At 59.2% G+C, this 13977-nt stretch carries 15 protein-coding genes; 8 read left to right on the forward strand and 7 right to left on the reverse strand.

The annotated features are described in order from the left end of the window. Positions 1-109 precede the first annotated feature (109 nt). The 3 genes from IQ265_RS02185 to IQ265_RS02195 all read left to right on the forward strand — a co-directional run bounded on the left by IQ265_RS02185 (position 110) and on the right by IQ265_RS02195 (position 2880). Positions 110-688, forward strand: a complete 579-nt coding sequence (locus IQ265_RS02185) for a hypothetical protein (protein ID WP_194050554.1) — start codon at positions 110-112, stop codon at positions 686-688. 250 nt (positions 689-938) lie between these two features. After that, positions 939-2084, forward strand: a complete 1146-nt coding sequence (locus IQ265_RS02190) for an ABC transporter ATP-binding protein (RefSeq protein ID WP_194050555.1) — start codon at positions 939-941, stop codon at positions 2082-2084. Positions 2085-2265: 181 nt separating this feature from the next. Further along, positions 2266-2880: an SH3 domain-containing protein gene (locus IQ265_RS02195; protein WP_194050556.1), complete on the forward strand. Its 615-nt coding sequence runs from the start codon at positions 2266-2268 to the stop codon at positions 2878-2880. Positions 2881-2950: 70 nt separating this feature from the next. On the opposite strand, the gene IQ265_RS02200 is transcribed toward IQ265_RS02195, so the two are convergent. The 3 genes from IQ265_RS02200 to wecB all read right to left on the reverse strand — a co-directional run bounded on the left by IQ265_RS02200 (position 2951) and on the right by wecB (position 6399). After that, complete coding sequence (locus IQ265_RS02200; RefSeq protein WP_278002695.1) at positions 2951-3772, reverse strand: MBL fold metallo-hydrolase; 822 nt, start codon at positions 3770-3772, stop codon at positions 2951-2953. A 423-nt stretch (positions 3773-4195) separates the two neighbouring features. Further along, positions 4196-4939, reverse strand: a complete 744-nt coding sequence (locus tag IQ265_RS02205; RefSeq protein ID WP_194050557.1) for a sigma-70 family RNA polymerase sigma factor — start codon at positions 4937-4939, stop codon at positions 4196-4198. Positions 4940-5271: 332 nt separating this feature from the next. Continuing rightward, positions 5272-6399 (reverse strand): UDP-N-acetylglucosamine 2-epimerase (non-hydrolyzing), encoded by a 1128-nt coding sequence (wecB, locus tag IQ265_RS02210; protein ID WP_194050558.1) that lies wholly within the window; start codon positions 6397-6399, stop codon positions 5272-5274. Between the two features lie 135 nt (positions 6400-6534). On the opposite strand from wecB, the gene IQ265_RS02215 reads away from it, so the two are divergent. Next, on the forward strand, positions 6535-7011 hold the full coding sequence (locus IQ265_RS02215) for a CRR6 family NdhI maturation factor (RefSeq protein ID WP_194050559.1): 477 nt from the start codon (positions 6535-6537) through the stop codon (positions 7009-7011). Between the two features lie 74 nt (positions 7012-7085). Here IQ265_RS02215 and IQ265_RS02220 read toward each other — a convergent pair whose 3' ends face one another. Both IQ265_RS02220 and IQ265_RS02225 read right to left on the reverse strand, forming a co-directional pair. Further along, complete coding sequence (locus IQ265_RS02220; RefSeq protein ID WP_194050560.1) at positions 7086-7817, reverse strand: EcsC family protein; 732 nt, start codon at positions 7815-7817, stop codon at positions 7086-7088. Between the two features lie 84 nt (positions 7818-7901). Next, on the reverse strand, positions 7902-8741 hold the full coding sequence (locus IQ265_RS02225) for a DNA adenine methylase (RefSeq protein WP_194050561.1): 840 nt from the start codon (positions 8739-8741) through the stop codon (positions 7902-7904). A 228-nt stretch (positions 8742-8969) separates the two neighbouring features. Between IQ265_RS02225 and IQ265_RS02230 the strand changes: the two genes are divergently transcribed. The 4 genes from IQ265_RS02230 to IQ265_RS02245 all read left to right on the forward strand — a co-directional run bounded on the left by IQ265_RS02230 (position 8970) and on the right by IQ265_RS02245 (position 12200). Then, positions 8970-9167 (forward strand): DUF751 family protein, encoded by a 198-nt coding sequence (locus tag IQ265_RS02230; protein WP_194050562.1) that lies wholly within the window; start codon positions 8970-8972, stop codon positions 9165-9167. Between the two features lie 27 nt (positions 9168-9194). Then, positions 9195-9638 carry a 30S ribosome-binding factor RbfA gene (rbfA, locus tag IQ265_RS02235; RefSeq protein WP_194050563.1) on the forward strand — a complete coding sequence of 148 codons (444 nt, stop codon included), beginning with the start codon at positions 9195-9197 and terminating at the stop codon, positions 9636-9638. Beyond that, positions 9635-11290: a glycoside hydrolase family 3 N-terminal domain-containing protein gene (locus IQ265_RS02240; protein WP_194050564.1), complete on the forward strand. Its 1656-nt coding sequence runs from the start codon at positions 9635-9637 to the stop codon at positions 11288-11290. The genes rbfA and IQ265_RS02240 overlap by 4 nt, the downstream gene beginning before the upstream one ends. A 463-nt stretch (positions 11291-11753) precedes the next feature. Next, positions 11754-12200 (forward strand): hypothetical protein, encoded by a 447-nt coding sequence (locus IQ265_RS02245; RefSeq protein ID WP_194050565.1) that lies wholly within the window; start codon positions 11754-11756, stop codon positions 12198-12200. Positions 12201-12609: 409 nt separating this feature from the next. Here the strand turns inward: IQ265_RS02245 and IQ265_RS02250 are convergent, their stop codons facing one another. Together IQ265_RS02250 and IQ265_RS02255 are read right to left on the reverse strand one after the other, a co-directional pair. After that, a complete protein-coding gene (locus IQ265_RS02250) occupies positions 12610-13014 on the reverse strand; it encodes a ketosteroid isomerase family protein (RefSeq protein ID WP_194050566.1) in 405 nt (134 codons plus the stop codon). 235 nt (positions 13015-13249) lie between these two features. Further along, positions 13250-13711 (reverse strand): orange carotenoid protein N-terminal domain-containing protein, encoded by a 462-nt coding sequence (locus tag IQ265_RS02255; protein WP_278002696.1) that lies wholly within the window; start codon positions 13709-13711, stop codon positions 13250-13252. Between the last annotated feature and the right edge of the window lie 266 nt (positions 13712-13977).

Below are 13977 nucleotides of genomic sequence, written 5' to 3' on the forward strand. Positions count from 1 at the left end.
AGGGTAGGGCGATCGGCGATCGCGCTGAGCCAAGTAGCCGCTATTCCTCGTCTTTGGACGCATTATTTTTGTCTCAGGTTGTCGCAGTCGCACTACAGTATCGATGGTTATGGTTGAGTTTTCGCCTCTAGCCCCGGCTACCCTGGCCTCTGGCGATCGCCAGATCTTTCGAATTTCGCCGCTCATTCGCCTGACGCTGCTGCTGCTGTACTTAGCCCTGATGGGGCCACTGCCCTTTTTAGCCCAGGTGACGCAGTCAGACGTTTCTCCTCAGCTTATGGCGGCAGGTATTGGGCTGGGTGGCCTTGGCCTTTACGGTGCTCTGGGCCAGCGGGTTGAGGTAGATGACCAGGGCATTCGAGTTACCTACCCGGCCTGGATTCGCTGGTTGTTTCGCGGCGGCTGGCAGCTGCCGTGGCGTGAAGCTCAAGCCCTTAAGCCTCGTTCGACGGGGCAGGGAGGCATTGTGTATTACTTTGTCGGGGCCAATCAGCAGGTCTATTTGCTGCCCATGCGGGTGGCCGGGTTTGCCCAGCTGGTGCAGCTTGTTGAGACCTATACCGGCATCGATACCCAGGACGTAAAACCCCTGGCTCAGCCCTGGATGTACTTCATTTTGCTGGGGTTTACCCTGCTGCTGCTGCTGGTTGATGCCTGGACGATTACCACGGCGCTGCAGATGGCTTAGCCTGCTGACTCAGACCCAGCTTGGACCTGTAGTGTCAGCAACAGTCAAGATCTAGTTTTAAGTAGAGCAGCGGCAAAGCCTGGGTGAGGCGGGGCTTGCGCTAGCGCAAGCTGCTGCTGTTGCGGCGGCTGGTGAACCTGCGGTTGCCCGGCGAGCGGTATAGTTAATGAACAATATTTTCAATAACGCTTCTGCCCTAGCGATCGGCCCTGCTGCTAGCGGCCCGCCGCCCGTTGTTTTTTGACAGGCTATGACCCTACCGGATATTCTGCGCCTCGATGCCGTTACCAAGTGCTATAGCCCAAAGCTGCCCCCGGCCGTAGACCAGGTCAGCCTGAGTTTGAGGGAAGGGGAAATTTTGGGGCTGCTGGGGCCGTCGGGCTGCGGCAAAACGACGCTGCTGCGGCTCATTGCTGGCTTTGAACGCCCCGATCGCGGCACCCTCTACCTTGGCAACCAGCCGGTGAGTGGCTCTACCTGGCTGCCCCCAGAACGCCGCGACGTGGGCATTGTGTTCCAAGACTATGCGCTGTTTCCGCACCTGACGGTCGAAAAAAACGTGGCCTTTGGTCTACAGCGGCGGGGGGGGAAAGGTCGGCGGTCAGCGGCGGCAGAGCAGGGGTTGTCGTCGACTGATATGGCTAAGCACACGGCGGCGGCGATCGCCCTGGTTGGCCTCGAAGGTTTCAAGCACCGCTTTCCCCACGAGCTGTCGGGGGGGCAGCAGCAGCGAGTGGCCCTAGCCCGCGCCCTGGCTCCACGCCCGGCCATCATTTTGCTCGACGAGCCCTTTAGCAACCTGGATGTGCAGGTTCGACTCTACCTGCGCCAGGAGGTGCGCGATATTTTGCGACAGGTGGGGGCCTCAGGGGTATTTGTCACCCACGACCAGGAAGAAGCCCTGGCCTTAGCCGATCGCGTGGCCGTCATGCACCAGGGCCGCCTGGAGCAGCTCGATATTCCAGAAGTGGTCTACGGCCAGCCCGCATCGCGCTTTGTGGCTGAGTTTGTCACCCAGGCTAACTTTTTACCGGCCCAGGCCAGTCCCCAGGGTTGGCAAACCGAGATCGGCTGCTTTGCTGTTAAGGCCCCAGGATCCGCACTTCCCCAGGCTGACCTGATGGTGCGCCAGGAAGACATGGCGCTGGTAGAAGATGCCGAGGCTGCAGTGGTAGTGCGCGATCGCCAATTTCTGGGCCGCGAGTACAAGTATTGTCTGCAAACGCCCACCGGGCAGCTGATCTACGCTCGGCTGCCGATTGGGCTGACCATTCCCGTCGGCAGTCGGGTCAATGTAACCGTGCCTTCCCAGCGGGTGCGCCTGTACCCAGCCCCGGCCAGAGATACCCCCGTCACGGCTGACCCCCCTAGTCTCTCGGTGCCGTTGGCTCCATAGATGTGGCCCAGGGTCGCCCACCCCGGTATTTTGCAGTAAGGTTACGCTTAGGCACTTTAGAGGGCAGTTTTTGCCCTGGCCCCTTGCTATCCTTGTCACTTCAGGTCGCTGTACTATGAACCGGGTTTCTCAACAAGTTTGCTTGTCGCTTGCCGCTTTGAGCTTGCTTACCGCCCCTGCCTTGGCCGCAGTATCCAACGCCCCTACCCCCCTGGGTACGCTGGTGCAACACCCCCAGCTGGCTCAGGCAAGTACCGTTGAAACGATGCTCTACTTTGAAACCGCATCGATGGTGGTACGCGTCTATCGCGGTGGCTCCAGCCTGTTTATGAACATCTACAACAAGGCAACCGATGTGGTAGAACTCCGGGCTGCCCCCACCCAGCTTGTTCCCAGCACCCGTGACCAAACCGTGTACAGAGCCGGAGGTGAGGCCCAGCGCTTTGCCCGCATTAACGTACAGGGCGAAACCGAACTCGAAATCGTTGCCGCCAACGGCACAGTAGTGCTTAAGGAGTCGGGTTCCAATGCGGTGGTGGAAGTCCCCTCCGGCTCCAGCGACTTTCGCGGCAACAACTTTGCCCCCGGCACGCCAGCCCTGGTGCTATCTGCCGAGGCCGCTCGGCTGCGATCGGGTCCGCGCTTGGGCAGCACTATTGTAGCTACCGCTCCCCGCCGCGCCGTGGTGGATGTGCTGGAGCGGGTGGGCAACCCAGAGGATGGTTTTATTTGGTACCAGGTGACTTATCAGGGCACCACTGGCTGGGTGCGGGGAGACCTGCTCCAGCCCACCTAGGCTCTATCTGAGAAGGCTAATTTTGTTCTGACCGCGCCTTTAGTTACTCAAAGCGCCTGCTGAGGGCTTCCTAACCTGCCGCCAGATCGAGGGTCATGCCCTCGCGGGCCAGGCTGGCGTTGGCAAAGCTAGCCCGCACCTGGCGCTCTAGCTGATCGAGCTGATCGTCACTGTGGCAGGGGTTGTGGTGAAACAGCACCAGATGCTGAATCTGGCTAGCCCGAGCCACTTCAATGCCCAAATGCCACGGCGCTAGCCCAGAACCATTGGGGTCTGAGTAGGCAGTATCGGCGTAGGTGCCGTCAAAGATCAGCACGTCGGCCCCGCTAGCCAGCATCAGCAGGTTCGGATCGAGGCTGGTTTGGGTGGGGTCGGTGTCGGTGGCGTAGACCAGCACCCGGTCTTGCCAGCTGACTCGGTAACCCAGGGCGCTGGTGTGGCGATTGAGGCTCCAGGTTTCGACCACTACATCGCCGAGGGCGATAGAGTCTCCGGCGGCAATGTTGTGAAAACTCATGCTGGCCGACATGGTTTGCAGGGGCTTGAAAAAGTTGGGCCGCAGCATTTGATCCATCAGGCACTGCTTGATAGAGGCCCCGTTGAGGGCCGGAGCCCCATAGATATCGAGCTGAGTCGCAGACGCAAAAGCGGGCGCAAAAAACGGAAAGCCCTGGATGCGGTCCCAGTGGGTGTGGGTAAAAAACAGATGAGCCTTTACGGGCTGTTCTTGATTCATTAAATGGCAACCCAGCACCCGCAGGCCGCTGCCACCGTCAAAAATAAGCCGCTGGTCGCCGACCAAGACTTCTACGCAGGCGGTGTTGCCACCGTAGCGAACTGTATCTGCTCCCGGGGCTGGAATATTGCCGCGTACTCCCCAGAAAGTGAGCATGAAGGTTTGCTCAGGGGTGCTTGGCTCAGGTTGAGCAGTGCCCCCAGCGCGAACCGGAGATAGGGCATCGGAAGAGCTAGCGGTATTGGCCATGAAAGTTAAGCGTTTCACCAAGTTTAGACGGTGTTAGACGGCAGTTAACCGCCATGGGCACCCCTGCGACCAAACTCAAACGATGTCTAATGATCCGGTGTTGAAGGATCCACTCTGGGGTTTCAGTCAAGTTTACTCCCCAGATGGAATTTAGTATTCCCTGATGGGCTCCTCTGGCTGTCTGCCTAACAGTAGTGGTTCAGCCATTCGTCGTAACTGGTTTGGCCCGGAGGCTGTTTTGGGAGGAAGAAGCGGTGAAACCAAGGGTTAATGGCGCGGCTCTCGGCAAGGGTGTGGGCCACTCTATTTTGATCGAAATTCAGGCGAAATTTAATCGGATGAATCTGAGTCGGCGGAATCGGCCTGATTTGAATTGAGAGAATCTGAATCGAGCTGATCGGCAGAATCGGCTTGATCTGAGTTTGAAGGATCCGAATCGAGATGATCAGACAAAGCCTCGGCGAGGCTAGGGGAGCCGGGTTCGCCGTTGAAAATGTGGAAGGCCCGCCGCAGCCGCTCCAGGGCGCGCTGGCCCCGCTTGCGCAGGGTGGCCTGGGAAACGCGGTCTCCTCCGGCGGCGACGAGGCGGGTTTGCACCTGGTGCCAGGTCAGGCCTTCCACCACCTTCCACTGAATCAGGTCGCGATCGCTCGGTGAGAGTGCTTCTAGGGCCTGCAGCACCGCATTGATGGCGTTGTCGATGGCCTCATCGCTTACTGAGCCAGGGGTTGGGCCTTCAGCCTCCGCAGGCCCCTGATCCATCAATTCGTCAAAGGCGGCGGCGGAGTAGCGGAGGCGATCGCGCTTGCACTCGCGAATGATGTTGTAGGCGGTGCGCCGCATCCACGCCTTGGGCTGAAGAATGTGCTCCTGATTTTGCTGGGTGTACCTGACTCCCCGCAGGTAGGCTTCGACAAAAATATCGATTTCGGTGATGTAGACCTCTAGCCCAAACTGATGGATGGTGCGCTTGATGAACGCCAGCAGCGATCGCGCGTGCGGATTGTTGGGCTTGAGCAAAAACTGCACATCGCGGTTGAACTGCTGTGTTTCTGATGGAGGGGGAGACGGCATAACTCTGGGTAGATGACCAGCGGTTAAGTTCTAATGTAGCTGTATCAAGTTTTTGTGAAGTGTGAGATTTGCTAGCCTAACACCGTGATTCTGCGGAAACAACTCTGTGATCCTTGTCACAAGGCCTGAAGCCTGTCTTTGTGTAAAACCCCTTGCTGTGGCCATTGACCAGCATTAGGTACGGTTGAGGCAAGGTATAAAAACGTGAATCAGTTCTGGTGGTAATCGGAGAATTGGTTATGGCAACGGGTTAATTGTTAAGCTTCCATGACATTCGATGGAACGAACTGTTTGGATGAGGTGTGGTGGGTTAGACAACCGCATCTCTGCACCTAGGCCGCCGTTTGCTTCAGGCTATGCGCCTTGACAATGGCCAGTATGCGATCGGCGGCATGGCCGTCACCGAAGGGGTTGACGGCGCGGGCCATGGCCCCGTAGGCGGCATCGTCGGTTAGCAGCTCCAGGGCATGGCGGCTAATGGCCTCGGCGCTTGTGCCAATCAGCCGAGCTGTGCCCGCCTCTATGGCCTCCGGGCGTTCGGTCGTATCGCGCAGCACCAGCACAGGCTTGCCCAGGCCGGGAGCCTCTTCCTGCAGGCCGCCCGAATCGGTCAGCAACAGGTAGCAGCGGCCCATTGCCCCTACCAGGCGGCGGTAGTCAAGCGGTTCACACAAAAACACGCGGGGATGGTCGCCCAGCAGTTTGGTCAGCGGGTCGCGCACGATTGGGTTGCGGTGCAGGGGCAGCAGCAGGGCGGTATCGGGCTGAGCGTTAAGCACGGTGAGAAACCCAGTCGCGATGTCGTTCAGGGGTGCGCCCCAGTTTTCGCGGCGGTGAACGGTGGCCAGCAGCACGCGATAGTTATCCCAATCGAGGCCGTCAATGGGGCAATCGGGGTTTTGGTCTGCCACCGTTAGCAGCGCATCGATGACGGTGTTGCCCGTGTGGTGAATCTCGCCGACCACACCCGCCGCTTTGAGATGCCCCACGGCGGTGGTGGTCGGGGCAAAGTGCAGCGTCGTGAGCTGAGAAATTAGCCGCCGGTTGGCTTCCTCGGGGTAGGGGCTGTAGATGTTGTCAGTGCGCAGGCCCGCTTCGACGTGCCCCACCGGAATCTTTTGATAAAAGGCCGCCAGGGCGGCGGCAAAGGCGGTGGTGGTATCGCCTTGTACGATGACTAAGTCGGGTCGGTGGGCCTGAAAGTGAGACTCTAACCCCTGTAGGCTGCGGCAGGTGATGTTGGTGAGGGTTTGCTGCGGCTGCATAATGGCCAGGTCGGCGTCGGCCTTGAGATCAAACAGGGCCATTACCTGGTCCACCATTTCACGGTGCTGACCGGTGAGCACCACCTGGGTTGCGATCGCTGGGTCGTTCTGGAACGTGCGAATCACCGGAGCTAGCTTGATGGCCTCGGGTCGGGTGCCTAGGATAATGCACACGCGCAGGGGAGAATCAGACATGGGGCCGCCAGAAACGCTACAACAACAGACTTTTAGGCAGATTGGCCACAGGGGCACCGCCCAAAGCGTTATCTATGATGGCACGGCCTCTGCGACAATAGGCACTAGCGCCTGTCATCAAGCTGTTATTGCCCCATGGCCCACACCATTACCCTGCACGAGTCCCATTTTCAAACGCTAGATTTGGCCCCGGCGCAGGAGGTGCTTGAGCCTCTGCTGGCGGAGGGCAAACTGCCCCACGGTGAACTCGGTCTGCGCTTTGAAATTGACATCAGTCGCGACCCCACCGACCCCAGGGAACTGTCGGAACTGCCGGAGGTACGGCTATGGTTTATTCGCCTCGATGCCTGCTACCCCTGGCTGCCCCTGGTGCTCGACTGGGAAGCGGGCGAGCTAGGGCGCTATGCCGCTATGCTGGTGCCCCACCAGTTCAGCCCTACCGAGGGTATTCGCTACAACCCCGAGGCGCTAGAAATTTTTATGATGGCGAAAATTTTTGTCATTGCCCGCTGGCTGCGCTCCCAAAATATCACCAACTACACCCGCCTCAAATTTATGACCCAGATGCTGGGCTACGAGATCGACGACGGGCTGTTTGAGCTGTTGGTTTGAGGGAAAAACGGTATTGGGTTTTAGGGTGTTGGGTTCACGGTTTTGCCTTGCATCTGACACCTTAAACCTTTGATTTACACCACAATTTCTGTGGGGGCCGATCGCTTAGTTTCGTAGTAGCGGCAGGCAAAGTAGCCGACGCTGTAGATCAGCGATGCGTCGGTGGCAATGCCCAGTACGGCCCCCAGACCCGGAATAATTTCCGCAATGCTCAGCCCCGACTTAACCATGCCAGCGGTAGTCGACGACAGCAGCCAGATCGCCAGCACTTCGCCCCGGCGATCGTTGTCGGTGGGCGAGTAGCCGTAGATGGTGGCAATGCGGTAGATCATGCTGGCCTGGAGGGCGGCGACTGCGCCAATGTCAACCAGCGTGAGGGCAAAGGCTACCGGGGGCACAAAGTTGGTAGCCAGACCCACGCTTGCGGCTTTAAGGGCGGTTTCGGCCATCACTCGCTGGGCCAGGGTGCGCTTGTCTTCTAATGGGTACTGCGATCGCAGCTCATCTACCTGCGATCGCACCTCGGTTACATTCACCTGGCCCAGCGCCGCCAGCAGCACCCGTACCCCTGGGACGGCGGTAGCGTACCGCAGCAGGGGCAAATCAGCGATCGGGCCGACCACGCTGCCGACGGTGGCCGTCATCGGCTCTAAAAAGGGCTGAAGCCTCGACAGCATAGCGTTGCCGGTGCTGGCGGTGAGGTTGTCCAACACGGTGACAACGGCCTGCATCACCTGGGTAGCCGCCTGAAAGGTTTCGCGGGTCTGGTCTTTGGCTTCGGTATTGGGGGGTGGGGTCGTAGTCACGGGCTCGCCTCTGGGTCACGTGGGGTTAGATTTCCTTAATACCTAACCCATTTGCCAAAGCGAGGGCATCCATCCCCGGCTAGGTCAGCCGGTAATCAAGAGTTCACCAATTTTACCCCGGCGTCCGGCGCGGGAGTTGATGGCTCGCGCCGCCAGCATGGAGTGCATCGCAAACCCCTGGTATAGTTCGCGGATGAAGTCGCAGTCGGAGTTAGACAGCATCACCCGCTGCCCCTGGGAGGCCAGGGTGCGAAACACCTGCGCCAGCCGCTCCTGGTCGGCCCCGGTAAAGCCGTAGCGGCTGTAGCCCGTAAAGCTGCTGGTGGAGCTAATCGGGTGGTAGGGCGGATCAAAGTAGACAAAATCGCGGGGGGTGAGCGATCGCTCCAGCAGGGTCTCAAACGGGAAGGTCTGAATCTCGGCAATTTGCAGCGCCGCCGAGGCCGCCCGCAGCAGCGACGGGTCGCAGATGGCCGGGTTTTTGTACTTGCCCACTGGCACATTGAAGTGGCCCTGGGAGTTCTCGCGGTAGAGGCCGTTGTAGCAGGTTTTGTTGAGATAGATAAGTCGGGCGGCGCGCTCGACGGGCGATCGCAGCTGCTGCCGCTGGCGCACCTCATAGTAATAGTCGGGGTTGTGGCGACGCTGGTGATCCCACAGGTGGCGAATCAGGGTCTCTACCTGGTCGCGCACGCAGCAGTAAACATTCACTAGCTCGGGGTTGATGTCTCCCAGTACCGCCCGGTTGGCCCGCTCGGCCAGGTGAAAAAACACCGCTCCACCGCCCAAAAATGGCTCGTAGTAGGTGTCTATGCGCTGGGGCAAAAACGGCTCGTACTGGCGGAGCAAGCGCCCCTTGCCCCCGGCCCACTTGAGAAACGGGCGTGGGTAGAGAGAGGTAGAAACCGAAAGTGCCACCGTCACAAAACTGCCCCAAAAACGTCCAAGATCAAATGTACTCTTTAAAGAATGCCCCAACTATAGCAAAGCTCGGCCCGGCCGCAACGTCTGATTGCCGGGCGGGATTGTGGAGCGGTTTACCCTGGCGTTTTGTCGTGGGTTAGGATGTAAAACGAAGGAAACCTTGGGCTGTGCGCTCGGGCCTCACGCGCCCTGGCCCAAACCCTAGCCCCTAACCCCCGACCTGCCGCTATGAAAGATTTTTTTGATAACGTTTCGCGCTATCCCCGCTACTTTATTTCGTTTACCCTGGGCGTGTTCTTTAACGCCGCCCGGCCCCTGGTGCCGCTGTTGCAGCGACCGTCTACGGCGATCGCGCTGATTGGCGCTCTGGTAGCTGGTTTTCTGTTTCTCACCTTTACCCTACGAGCCATGCTGGGCCTGGGTTAATGCCATTACGTTCAGGAGTACAGACCGATGGCCAATAATCGTCGCGTCGAGCGGGTGGCTTCTCTAATCAAACGAGAAGTCAGCCAGATGGTGATGTTAGATATCAAAGACGACCGGGTGGGGGCGGGCATGGTCAGCGTTACCGACGTCGATGTGTCGGGCGACCTGCAGCACGCCAAGGTGTTTGTCAGCATCTACGGCACCGACGAGGCCAGGGCCGAAACCATGGAGGGGTTACAGGCGGCCACAGGCTTTGTGCGCAGCGAGCTGGGCCAGCGGCTGCGGCTGCGGCGTACCCCCGAAATCATCTTTAGAGAAGACCTGGGTATGGAGCGCGGCACCCGCGTGCTGTCGCTCATCAACCAGCTCAGCCAGGAGCGGGCCGAAAAAGGCCTATCCGACGAGTTTGAAGCTGACTCGGAGCACAGCGACTCGGCTATGCCCACGATTCCGGCTGAGGAAGAAGAGTGAGCCAGGCGATTGCCACCGCCCGGCTGCCCGCCCCCGATAGCCTTTCACTGGCGGAGCAGGTGGCTCAGATGGTGGTGGTGCGGGCCTCGGGCCACCTGTTCGACCACGAAATTCGCTACCCTGCCTGGGAGGCTGACCAGGCCACCCTCACCCGCTGTGTAAAGGAACTGGGGGTGGGCGGCGTTATTTTGCTGGGGGGCAGTGCCGCCGAGGTGGGCCTCAAAACCCAGGCGCTCCAGAACCAGGCGCGCATTCCGCTGCTGATTGCCGCCGATGTGGAAGAGGGGGTGGGGCAGCGCTTTAGCGGCGCGACCTGGTTTCCGCCGCCAATGGCGCTGTCGGCGGTGGCCGATCGCAATCTCGATACGGCTCTAGCTGCTGCCGAGGCCTTTGGGGCCGCCACCGCCGCCGAAGCCCTGGCGATTGGCCTCAACTGGGTGCTGGTGCCCACGGTCGACATCAACAACAACCCCGACAATCCGGTGATCAACCTGCGGGCCTTTGGGTCTAGCTTGGAGCGGGTTTGCGCCCTCACCCAGGCCTTTTTGCGCGGGGTGCAAACCCAGCCGGTGCTGAGTGCCGCCAAGCATTTTCCCGGCCACGGTGACACGGCCATCGACTCGCACCTGGAGCTGCCGGTGCTGCCCCACGATCGCGATCGCCTCAGCCAGTTCGAACTGGTGCCCTTTCAGCACGCGATCGCCGCTGGCACAGACGCCATCATCACCGCCCACCTGCGCATTCCCGCCCTCGATGCCCGCCACCCGGCTACCCTCTCGCCCCCCATTCTCACCGGGCTGCTGCGCCAGCAGCTGGGCTTTGACGGGCTAATCGTCACCGATGCCCTGATTATGGGGGCCATTACTAACGCCTACGGCCCCTACGAGGCGGCGGTGCTGGCGGTCGAAGCCGGGGTCGATGTGCTGCTAATGCCCAGCGACCCTGAAGGGGTCATTGCCGCCGTGGTGGAAGCGGTGAACCGGGGTCGCCTTACCCCAGAGCGCATTTTGGCCAGCGTTGAGCGCCTGTGGCGAGCCAAGCAAAAGGCTGCTCCCGCCCTGCTGCCCGATGGCGCAGGCCACGCCTGGGAGCACCTGCCTCCGCCCCCGGTGCAGCTCAATGCCCTAGCCCAGCCTGCCACCCGCCGCCTCGCCGCCGATATTCTCATCGCAGCGATGACGGTGCAGGGGCAGGTGGCTCCCTGCGCGGCTGCCGCCCCCGGCGACAACCTGGTGCTGGTCGATGACATCGTTGGCTGTCGCTTTTTAGACCGCACGGCGGCGGCGATCGCTTGGCCCCAGAGCCATCATTACCAGCTCAAGCTAATCGATACCCAGGGATGCATTCAATGGCCCCAGGCCCAGGGTTTACGGCCCAGCCTGGTGCAAATCTTTGTGCGGGGCAATCCTTTTCGAGGCTCGGCGGCGCTCATACACCTGGCGACGACCTGGCTCGATGCCCTGCGCGAGTCTGATTGCCTATGGGGTGCGATTATCTACGGCAGCCCCTACGCCCTAGAGCAGCTGCGGCCCCACCTGGGCGAAACTCCCTACGGCTTTACCTACGGTCAAATGCCTTTGGCCCAAAGCCTGATTTTACCGGCGCTGCTGCCCGACCTGACGGCAACCCTCAGCCGAGAGTTCACCGATTAAGCCGCCTAACGAGGTGTGTGCTTGGCAGCACGGGAACTGAATTGGCCAGCCTTAAGAATAGCCGAGGGTTGCGGGAGTCGAAGCTAGAGTCGTTTTTATACCGCTGGTCATTCGCTAAGGACTGGCCCGGCCACCTGTAACCGAGACTGGGACGGCGAACAGGCATCCCTAAAGGGGATATTTTTTTAGATGGAATATTCTCAAGACGCTTAGTCCTAGGCGCGACGGCATTTCTATAGCTGTTGTCTGCGCTGGCCGGGTAGGTGAAGACATTCGTTGAGGGCTAAAAAGCTTACCGCTGGGCCGTTATCAGGCGCGCAAGTGTTTTATCAGAGCCACGCTCGCTATATCAGTAAATGTAACGCTTCCTATCAGATTTTTTATACTTTTGTTTCCTCGTATTGAGAAAACTTAGGTGGCTACACGATGCTAAAGGGGTCACTTACCGTCTTTGGGTAAAGTCATGTTCTCTGAGCTGTCTTTAGCGCCCCGCTACCGCCTCGACGACGAATCTCCCTGGTTGAAGGGTATTGACCCTCTGCGCCGCTACTGGATCTGCGTCAACGGGGATCAGCGCGCGATGCGGGTGCTGCCGGGGCTCTCCACTCAGAGCATAGAGGCCTTTAAGCAGGCGATTTGGGGGTTTAGAAGCCTCGCCATTGGCCAAGAGCTGACCCTACCTGCCGGTATGGGCGATCGCATAACTCTCTACTGCGTGGCCGAAAACTGCTACGCGATCGCTGACAACTCCACCGGGGCTGAAGTCTGGCACCTGTTCGATGCCGAATCGCTAGAATCGCTGCTGCTCACCGCCCACCCTGACTGGCAATGTGCCCCTGAGCACCTGAACCTGGGGCGATCGCTGCTGACCGCCGCCTGGGGACAACCCGCCGTGCCCAAGGCCGCCTAGATTGAGAGAATGCCCCTGCATTGGTACCTAAGCATATTGCTGCTAAGGCTGCGATCGCGTCATCCGAGTGGCTAAAAACCGTTGAACCCGGAGTCTCGGGTGTTAGGGATTTCGGATTTGGGAACAGAGTTGCCCTGAAAATAGCCGTCCCTTCGACTCCGCTCAGGGAGCGGCTATGATTTTTTTATTGTTGAGGGTGCCGCGCTAGCGGCATGGCCGTTGCTCTAAAAATAGCCATTCCCTAGCCCCTTTGGGGCGGCTTCACCAACAACTTCGCACAGGGAACGGCTATGGCTGTTTTTGTCGTTGAGGGTGCCCCGCTAGCGACATGGACGATTGGCTTTAAACCCGTTGGGAAGCCGCGATCGCGCCCGTTATTCCTGTAAAAGCATCAATTTTCCTGCTTTTCCTAGCCCCGGTCGATCTGCATCAGTTCTTGCAGCGAGGCCAGCAGCTTGATCTCGGCGGATTGCAGTGTGTCGGCCGCCACCACAAAGGTCCATCGCACATTGACGCTAAATAGCGAGGTCTTTACCCGCCCTTTGACCTCCACCTGTTGGGTGTCGTCTGGACCGGGTGTGGCCTCTACCTCTACTGGCGTGGCTCGCATGTTAACCGCCTCGGCCTGAAGGTAAACATAGATTGCCTCAGGGCCGACAATGGGCTCCTCAAAGGGGGCTAGCAGCACCCCATCAGCCTCAAATAAAGCCGCTACGGCACGGTAGTCTCCAGCGTTGAAGTCCGCAAAGTAGCGATCGACAGCGGCGGAAACCACAGCCAGATCTAGGGTTGCGTCAGCCACATTAGTAGGCATGATCATTCTCTCAAGGTTAAACAGTCTCAGCATACGAGGCTCAGCCTGACTCAGGCTTCTACCCTTTGACAGGACAAGTAAAAACCGGGTTCCTGCTGATCGTCAAACTATAGCTCTGGCCAGTGCACTTGAGAGTGCTGTTATAGAGAACGCCCTAAACCCTTGCGACAACGGCGATCGCTGAGCTAGCTACTGTGCAGAAATCCGGTTTTCACCCGGCCTGTGGTGACCAGCCTTAGGCCATCGGGTCGACACCCATGGCGACCACAGCCTGACGCAGTACCGTGAGCTGCTGGTTGAAGTCGAGCTTAGAGATTTGCCCAAACACCGCCACCGCGTCACTGCCCAACCTGTAATAGTCGGGCACGGCAATGACCGCCCCAGTGCGCATGTCTTCGGCCAGTTGGTACCAGAAAGCTAGCTTGGTGTTGTTGGTCAAAACACCGTAAGCGCGGGTAGCTGAGGTACTTTTGCCCTCGACTAGGTCGCGCATAAACTGCAGCTGCTCAGCGGGTTTCATCGTCCGCACCTGGGTCAGCAGTCCTTCTGCAAACTGCAGGCGGGCGGCACCGGGGGCGGCAGGCGTAATGGCTCGACCCATGTTGTCGTACAGTACCCAAAGCAGACCGAGTTGCTCGTCGGTAGCCAAGCCCTTGAAGGCCGCAATGGCGCTAGAAACTGGCGTTGCAGAACCCATCGAGGCCTTGGCTGAAGTGTTTATTGTGTAGGTCATAAAAACCTCCAGTGGGGGAAACAGGTTGCCTTTACGGCTCCAACGTAACAAAAAATTACAAAATGATTATCGATCGCGCATTTGACAAATTTATGTGCGTCGTCGAGGGCTCTCAATGTTCCCCACCGTTGCCAAGCCTGAAAAGCCCATTGACCCAGGGCTGAGGCCGAGAGCCCTGGGCAACTCAATGCGTACCATTATTTGTTTGTAGGTCGGTAGGTTAAGTGGAG

Origin of the sequence: Nodosilinea sp. LEGE 06152, from assembly GCF_015207525.1 — a bacterium.
Taxonomy (GTDB): domain Bacteria; phylum Cyanobacteriota; class Cyanobacteriia; order Phormidesmidales; family Phormidesmidaceae; genus Nodosilinea.

Excerpts from the sequence above, each read along its gene's own strand:
- IQ265_RS02255 (WP_278002696.1), bottom strand. The coding sequence starts at position 13,711 with ATGGGTTCTGCAACGCCAGTTTCTAGCGCCATTGCGGCCTTCAAGGGC.
- rbfA (WP_194050563.1), top strand. The coding sequence starts at position 9,195 with ATGGCCAATAATCGTCGCGTCGAGCGGGTGGCTTCTCTAATCAAACGA.
- IQ265_RS02200 (WP_278002695.1), bottom strand. The coding sequence starts at position 3,772 with ATGCTCACTTTCTGGGGAGTACGCGGCAATATTCCAGCCCCGGGAGCA.
- IQ265_RS02230 (WP_194050562.1), top strand. The coding sequence starts at position 8,970 with ATGAAAGATTTTTTTGATAACGTTTCGCGCTATCCCCGCTACTTTATT.
- IQ265_RS02185 (WP_194050554.1), top strand. The coding sequence starts at position 110 with ATGGTTGAGTTTTCGCCTCTAGCCCCGGCTACCCTGGCCTCTGGCGAT.
- IQ265_RS02215 (WP_194050559.1), top strand. The coding sequence starts at position 6,535 with ATGGCCCACACCATTACCCTGCACGAGTCCCATTTTCAAACGCTAGAT.
- wecB (WP_194050558.1), bottom strand. The coding sequence starts at position 6,399 with ATGTCTGATTCTCCCCTGCGCGTGTGCATTATCCTAGGCACCCGACCC.
- IQ265_RS02205 (WP_194050557.1), bottom strand. The coding sequence starts at position 4,939 with ATGCCGTCTCCCCCTCCATCAGAAACACAGCAGTTCAACCGCGATGTG.
- IQ265_RS02250 (WP_194050566.1), bottom strand. The coding sequence starts at position 13,014 with ATGCCTACTAATGTGGCTGACGCAACCCTAGATCTGGCTGTGGTTTCC.
- IQ265_RS02245 (WP_194050565.1), top strand. The coding sequence starts at position 11,754 with ATGTTCTCTGAGCTGTCTTTAGCGCCCCGCTACCGCCTCGACGACGAA.
- IQ265_RS02190 (WP_194050555.1), top strand. The coding sequence starts at position 939 with ATGACCCTACCGGATATTCTGCGCCTCGATGCCGTTACCAAGTGCTAT.